Genomic DNA, 6,684 nt, shown 5'->3' on the forward strand with positions numbered 1-6,684 from the left:
CGCCCAGGTGTCCCCCACGACTGCGACACGTAACCCGACCTGAAGTATGACACGCGACAGCTCCTTCAGCGGGAACGGGGGCACAGCCACCGCTTGCTGGCTGCACCGCGATCTGCCAGGAGTGGCGCTCGACGTGGTGCGCGGTGTGGTCGCGTGGTGGTTGATCCGTCGAGCCGGTCCCGAGCGGACCAATAGTCATCGAACCAGTTCGCGACGTACCGGATGCCTTCGCTAATCCGTTCCTGGTTCCTGGCAACGCGGAATCCACATCAGACTCCCTTCCACGTCGGCGCGGAGTTCCGTAGCTGTCCCATGGCTTCACCGTCGCGTCGTACCGGGAACACGACGTGCCGTTCTCCGTCCAACGTCCGCACCCAGGTCGCTGTTCTCGGCCACCTCGGTGAGCGCGCGGACCGGGCTGACCGGTGCGTCGGTTCCGGCGAACAGCACGAGCCGGGTGTCCGGTCGCGGGTGGCGAATGTGCGGTGCAGCAGCGCGTGTAGCTCGTCGCCATGTCGCAGCTGGTTCCCCAGGCCTGGGAACCGCGTGTCGGCGAACGCAGGCTCGATGGTCGCGAGCACCGCGCGGGTCGGCGCCCAGAACCGCTCGTCGACGGCGCCGAGGGCGAGCCAGCGCCCCGTCGGCGGTCGCGGAGACATCGTTGGTGGGGTAGAGGTGGCGCCGGTCGTCCGCGCCGCGCTCCAGCGGTGGGCCGCCGCGCGCGGCGGCCCACGCGGTCATCACGTCGGTCATGCTCACGTCGAGGTGGCAGCCTAGGCTGGTATGGGGCCCGTTCGTACAGGGCCGACAAGATCGCGATGAGGCGAAGCACGACGAGCCGAGGTCGGCCATCGGCACGCCTCGGCGTGGTTCCTGGCTCCAGCGCCCGCTGAACGACAGTGTGCCGGATGCAGCGAGGTAGTTGATGTCGTGGCCGGGCAGTTGCTCGCCGCGGCTGCCGTAGCCGGAGATGGAGCGGTACACGATGCCGGGATTGATCTCGGCGACGCGTTCGTGCCGACGCCGAGCTCGTTCATCACGCCCGGTCGGAAGCCCTCGACGAGCACGTCGTGCTCCCGCGCCAAGTCGAGGAACTCGGCCTGGCCTGCCAGGGTCTTGAGGTCGATGACCACGCCGTGTTTGTTGCGGTTTGCCGCGGCGAATAGCTCACCGCGGATCAGCCGGCCGCCGTCCCTGCCCGGCGGCTCCACCTTGGTCACCTCGGCACCGAGGTCGCCGAGCACCTGCGCCGCCCACGGTCCCGGCAGCAGTTGGGATGCGCGTCGAACACTCGCACCCCGTCCAGTACGCCGCGCTTACCCATGCTTCTCCATAAGCACCACGCGGTTGACCAGTCCGGCCGCGGCCGCGGTAGGAGCCGGGAACCGTTCACCGAGCATCAGTAGTTCAGCCGCGCGGGTTGGGCCCAGACTGCGGGTGAGAAACCAGGCCAACCCGCCGTCGGGCGCCATCCCGCGTTGGGGGAACGGGGCCGCGGAGAAGGCGTCTTCGGCGGTGACGACGAGGTCACAGCAGCGCACCAGGCTCCAGGCGACGCCGACCGCGAAGCCCTCCACCGCGGCGATCGTGGGCATCGACAGGCGCGCCAGCCTGGTGAGGGCGCGGTCCCCGACAGACAACCTGGCGGATGGGGCGCCGATGCCTTCGCCTCGGGACGGGGAGGTTTCACGTCCCCGCCCGCCGAGAAACAGCCTGCGGCTCCGGTGAGCACCAGTGCGCGGATCGTGCTGTCCTCACTGACCTCCGACAGGGCCGCGTCCAGCTCCGCCCAGGTCTGCCAGCCGATCGCATGTTCCGCCGGCACCATTTGATCGACTAGCCCGAGACGCAACCCCTCTTCGGGGGTGACCGCCCTACCGGTGTAGAGCAACTCTAGCGTCGGGCCCTTACCGACGGCCTCTACCAGTCGCTGCGTGCCGCCCGCCCCGGGAAGCAGCCTCAACCGCACCTCGGGCAGGCCCAGCCGGGTCCCTTCGGCCACGAACCGCGGGTCGCAGGCCAGGGCCAGCTCCAGCCCGCCACCCACGGCCGGACCGTTGACCGCCGCGATCCTCGGCATCGGCAGCCGCTGCAAGTCGTCGAAACCGCGCTGGATCGCGCTGACGAACCTCGGAAACAATGAGTCATCGAGCCCGCGCAACATCTTGATGTCGGCGCCGGCGATGAACCTGGACCGGGTGCTGGTGATCACGACGGCACCGACGTCTCCCCGCCGCACAAGTGAGGTGGCCGCCCGGCTGAGCTGGTCCACGAGTTGCCGGTCGAGCGCGTTGGCGGGTGGCCGGTCGACAGTCAGGACCGCGACCGCCCGTTCGACCTTGACCCGAACGTAGCCGTTCTCCGTGGGCGTTCCCATCGTACTCACCGCCACGGGGAGAAGCCGGGGGCGCGCTTCTCCAGGAACGCCGATGCGCCCTCGGTCTGCTCACCCCAAGTCCAGAAGCCGGGGTTGGCCTGGTCGAGGATCTTGAACCGGTCCTGCGCCTTGCGAACCGGTGCCAGGGAGTCGTCGAACGACTTCTTCACCAGCTTCAGTACCGTGGGGCTCAACGCCAGCAGTTCGTCGCACCAGCGCCGGACCTCGGTGTCGAGTTCATCCGCCGGTACGACCGAGTTGACCAAGCTCCACTGGAGAGCTTGCTGAGCGTCGTGGCGCCGACACAACATCCAGATCTCCTTGGCCCGTTTCATGCCGACGACGGACCAGAGGTGGCTGACGATCCATCCCTCGGCCGTGCTGGCCACGCGCGGCCCGTTCTGCCCGAACACTGACCGGTCCGAGGAGATCGTGAAGTCGCACATGTACGCCATGTAGTGTCCGCCCTGATCGCGTATCCGTCCACCCGGGCGATCACCGGTTTCAGGCAATCTCGCAACGCCTGGTACAGCCGTTCGCACCTCTCGTCGAAGGCGTCGGCTCCTGCCGCGGCGGAGATCGTCCGCGCGCTCTCGGTGGCGACGTCACCGCCGGCGGAGAAGGCTCGCTCTCCTGCGCCGGTCAACACGATCACGCCCACCTGGCCGTCCTCGGCGGCACGGGCGACCGCACGGTTCCACTGCGCATCTGCGTCCAGGGCGACGTCACGTTCGAGGGCTGACACACCGATCGCGCGAGCGTCGGCCGGCGCTCGCGCCATTCGCGCACCGCCGAACGACTCCACTGATCGTCCACTAAGGATCGCCATCGCGTCACGTTGATGAAGAGGTGACTCATGCACGCGTCAACCACCGAAATGCCGAATCTCGCCGCCTATGACGTCATCCTCGTCAACAGCAGCGGCGGCAAGGACTCACAAGCAATGCTCGACGAGGTCTGTACCCTCGCCGAGGCCGTGGGAGTCCTCGATCGCATCACCGTCCTGCACTGCGCGCTCGGTCACGTCGAGTGGCCCGGCACCAGCGAACTCGCCCGCAAACGAGCAAGGACTGCTCCTCGACCAAGTTCGTCGCCGCGGTCGCTGGCCTTCGGCCTCGGCTCGCTACTGCACTTCGGGCCAGAAGCGAGGCCCAGCAAGGAAACTCATTACGCAACTGGTCGCCGAGCTCGGCGATCTGGGCCGTCCGGGACTGTCCGAACAACGGTGGATCTGATCTTGGTCTGACACGCCGGGCGTGAGCTTGGCGGGAAGGATCGATCATGACCGAAACACTGGACCTCGTGACCGATGATGTGGATCAGCAGCGGCTGGCGGAGCAGCTGCTCGCGCAGGCCAAGGAACAGGGCGTCGACCTGGTGGGGCCGGACGGGCTGCTGAACCAACTGACGAAGAATGTGCTCGAAACCGCGCTGGACGCGGAGATGACCGAGCACCTGGGATACGACAAGCACGACCCGGCCGGCCGCGACAGCGGGAACTCCCGCAACGGCACCAGATCGAAAACGGTACTGACCGAGATCGGGCCGGTGGAGATCGAGGTGCCGCGCGACACCGACTCCTCGTTCGATCCGCAGATCGTGCGCAAGCGGCAACGCCGGTTGACCGGTGTCGATGAGATCGTGCTGTCGCTATCGGCGAAGGGCCTGACCACCGGTGAGATCGCCGCACACTTCGACGATGTCTACGGCGCGAAGGTTTCCAAAGACACCATCTCGCGGATCACCGACAAGGTCGTCGCGGAGATGACCGAGTGGGCAAACCGGCCACTGGACCGCGTGTATCCGGTGCTGTTCATCGACGCGATCCACGTCAAGATCCGCGACGGGCAGGTCACCAACCGGCCCATCTATGTCGCCATCGGCGTTACCGTCAACGGCGAACGTGACATCCTCGGCCTGTGGGCCGGAGACGGCGGCGAGGGCGCCAAGTTCTGGCTCAGCGTGTTGACCGAGATCAAGAACCGCGGCGTTGCCGATGTGTGCATCGCGGTCTGCGACGGGCTGAAAGGGCTGCCGGAGACCATCATCACGGTGTGGGAGCGGGCGGTCGTGCAGACGTGCGTCATCCACCTGATCCGCAACGTGCGCCGTGAGGCGCCTGTTATTTCGATCGGAGGTGAGAGACCTTCGACGCCGGGCCGTCGCAGCGGTTTGGTGAAGCTGAGGGCAGCCTGATCCGCGGAGTGGCGGGGAAGGGTGGAAGCGGCCCTGACAAAGCCGGGACGTGCCAGTACCGCCAGATGGTGCGGGCCCGGCGAGCGAGACGAGAAGGTGCACGTGAGAAACCAGCGGTGAAGCCTCGTTAGCAGGAACCGGCTCGAGCCTGGTGGATCTGGGCCGGGGCGTGGTGCGTGGTCCCCACTGTTTCGATGGGGCCTCCCGTCATGATCGAAGCCGTCGGTCGTGACAGTTCGGGATGAAGGTCTGCGGCGTAGTCCCGAGGGCCGCCGGGTATAGCTGGGCGCCTAACTCGTTGATCGGTAACAGGTGAACACGGGAACCGTCCCGGTCCTGCCTTGCGCGACCGTGTGTCCGATGCGGTGACGTGAGGCTGGGTCCGCTGCCGGCCGATCGGGCCGGGACGGGGCGGAGCCACCGTAGTAGTCCGAGGCCGGGAGAGCCGGTCACATGGCGAAGGGCGGCAGCGATGTGAGCGGGAAGGATGCTGTCATGCCGGAAGACGCACCGGTGAATATTGGTGCTCTGCTCGACCGCCCACTGGTGGTCCGGGAGCGGGTACTGGGGATTCAGACCAAACTGCACCGTTGGGCGACGGCCGACCGGGGCCGTCGCTTTGATGATCTGTTCAACCTCGTGGTGGACCCGGCGTTCCTCGTCATGGCGTGGACCCGAGTCCGGGAGAACAAGGGCGCCAAGACGGCCGGGATCGACGGGGCAACCGCGTGGTCGATCGAGAACAGCGAACGCGGCGTGGCCGGTTTCCTGACCGAACTGCGGTCCTCGGTGAAGAATCGTTCGTTCCGGCCAGCCCCGGTGCGCACCGCGCAGATCCCCAAGACGGGCGGCAAAATCCGCCGCCTGGGGATCCCAACGGTGCGCGACCGCGTCGTGCAGGCGTCCTTGAAACTGGTGTTGGAACCTATCCTGGAGGCCGATTTCGACCCGTGCAGCTACGGGTTCCGCCCGCAATGCCGATGCCAGGACGCCATCGAGGAGATCCGCTTTCACGCCGCACGCGGCTACGAGCAGGTCTTCGAGGTCGATATCGCCGCCTGCTTCGACGAAATCTCGCACCCGGCCCTGATGGACCGGCTGCGGACTCGTGTCGGAGACCGGCGTGTCCTGGCGCTGATCAAGGCGTTCCTGAAGGCGGGCCTGCTGGACGAGTTGCGTGACTTCCGGGACACCACCACCGGAACTCCTCAGGGCGGCATCCTCTCGCCGCTGCTGGCCAATCTCGCTTTGAGTGTTCTCGACGAGCATTTCCGCGCCCGGTGGGAGGCGATGGGCACCCAGATCCAACGCTGGCGAGCCACCCGGCGCGGGGCCGCGACCTACTGCCTGATCCGCTATGCGGACGACTTCGTGGTGATGGTCTTCGGCACCCGGCAGCACGCCGAGAACCTCTACGGGGAGATCGAAACGGTCCTGGACCAGGTCGGGTTGCGGCTGGCGCCCGACAAGACCCGGGTGACCGGCATCGACGAGGGCGTCGACTTTCTCGGGTTTCAAATCCAGCGACACCGGCAGAAAGGAAGCGACCGGCGGCTGATCTACACCTATCCGTCGAAGACGTCCCTGGCGACGATTCGACGCAAGGTCAGCGCAGCCACCGGCAGACAGACCACCAGCCTCCCCGCGGACAAGCTGTTCGTTCGTTTAGGACAGATAACCCGCGGCTGGGCCTTCTACTTCCGGCACGGCGCGTCCAGCCGGGCGTTCGGCGCTCTCGACCACCATCTGTGGTGGAGGGTCTGGCGCTGGCTGCGCAACAAGCATCCGAACCGGAACGCGCGGTGGATCATCCGCCGCTACTACGGCCCCGGCCAGTGGTGGCCCACCAGCAACGGCGTCCGGCTCTTCCAACCCGCAACGGTGAGCATCCAGCGTTACCGATTCCGGGGCGCGAAGATCCCGAACCTGTGGACGGCCCAGAAGGCATAACGGCACTCGCGGAGAGCCCGGTGCACGGAAACGGGCACGCCGGGTTCGGCGGGCGGCCCGCAAACGGACCGGTGGCAACACCGGCACCGCGCTGCGGGCCGACCCCACTCGTTCCGCTATGCCGGACGCCAACACCGGGATGCGATCGTGCGAGGTCTGAA

The 6,684-nt window shown here is 67.1% G+C and carries 4 protein-coding genes and 4 pseudogenes; 3 read left to right on the plus strand and 5 right to left on the minus strand.

Annotated features, from left to right (window positions below):
• Window positions 1–318: 318 nt before the first annotated feature.
• The 5 genes and pseudogenes from L2C96_RS45435 to L2C96_RS45450 form a co-directional block, all read right to left on the minus strand.
• Window positions 319–1,286, minus strand: a pseudogene (locus L2C96_RS45435) (CoA transferase); the annotation flags it as partial.
• A 30-nt stretch (window positions 1,287–1,316) separates the two neighbouring features.
• The gene (locus tag L2C96_RS45440) at window positions 1,317–1,595 is read right to left on the minus strand and encodes an enoyl-CoA hydratase/isomerase family protein (RefSeq protein ID WP_110341439.1); all 279 of its coding nucleotides are present in this window, start codon (window positions 1,593–1,595) and stop codon (window positions 1,317–1,319) included.
• A 227-nt stretch (window positions 1,596–1,822) separates the two neighbouring features.
• A pseudogene (locus L2C96_RS45445) lies at window positions 1,823–2,377 on the minus strand (enoyl-CoA hydratase/isomerase family protein); the annotation flags it as partial.
• A 5-nt stretch (window positions 2,378–2,382) separates the two neighbouring features.
• A complete protein-coding gene (locus L2C96_RS44865) occupies window positions 2,383–2,832 on the minus strand; it encodes an enoyl-CoA hydratase-related protein (protein ID WP_272883823.1) in 450 nt (149 codons plus the stop codon).
• Window positions 2,833–2,858: 26 nt separating this feature from the next.
• Window positions 2,859–3,206 (minus strand): annotated as a pseudogene (locus L2C96_RS45450) (enoyl-CoA hydratase/isomerase family protein); the annotation flags it as partial.
• A 27-nt stretch (window positions 3,207–3,233) separates the two neighbouring features.
• Here L2C96_RS45450 and L2C96_RS37680 point away from each other — a divergent pair.
• The 3 genes and pseudogenes from L2C96_RS37680 (at window position 3,234) to ltrA (ending at window position 6,523) form a co-directional block, all read left to right on the plus strand.
• Window positions 3,234–3,623: a hypothetical protein gene (locus tag L2C96_RS37680; RefSeq protein ID WP_199542763.1), complete on the plus strand. Its 390-nt coding sequence runs from the start codon at window positions 3,234–3,236 to the stop codon at window positions 3,621–3,623.
• A 35-nt stretch (window positions 3,624–3,658) separates the two neighbouring features.
• Window positions 3,659–4,495 (plus strand): annotated as a pseudogene (locus L2C96_RS37685) (IS256 family transposase); the annotation flags it as partial.
• A 573-nt stretch (window positions 4,496–5,068) separates the two neighbouring features.
• On the plus strand, window positions 5,069–6,523 hold the full coding sequence (gene ltrA, locus L2C96_RS37690) for a group II intron reverse transcriptase/maturase (RefSeq protein ID WP_199542766.1): 1,455 nt from the start codon (window positions 5,069–5,071) through the stop codon (window positions 6,521–6,523).
• Window positions 6,524–6,684 lie beyond the last annotated feature (161 nt).

Source organism: Amycolatopsis tucumanensis (genome assembly GCF_021654135.1).
In the GTDB taxonomy this organism is placed as follows: domain Bacteria; phylum Actinomycetota; class Actinomycetes; order Mycobacteriales; family Pseudonocardiaceae; genus Amycolatopsis_E; species Amycolatopsis_E tucumanensis.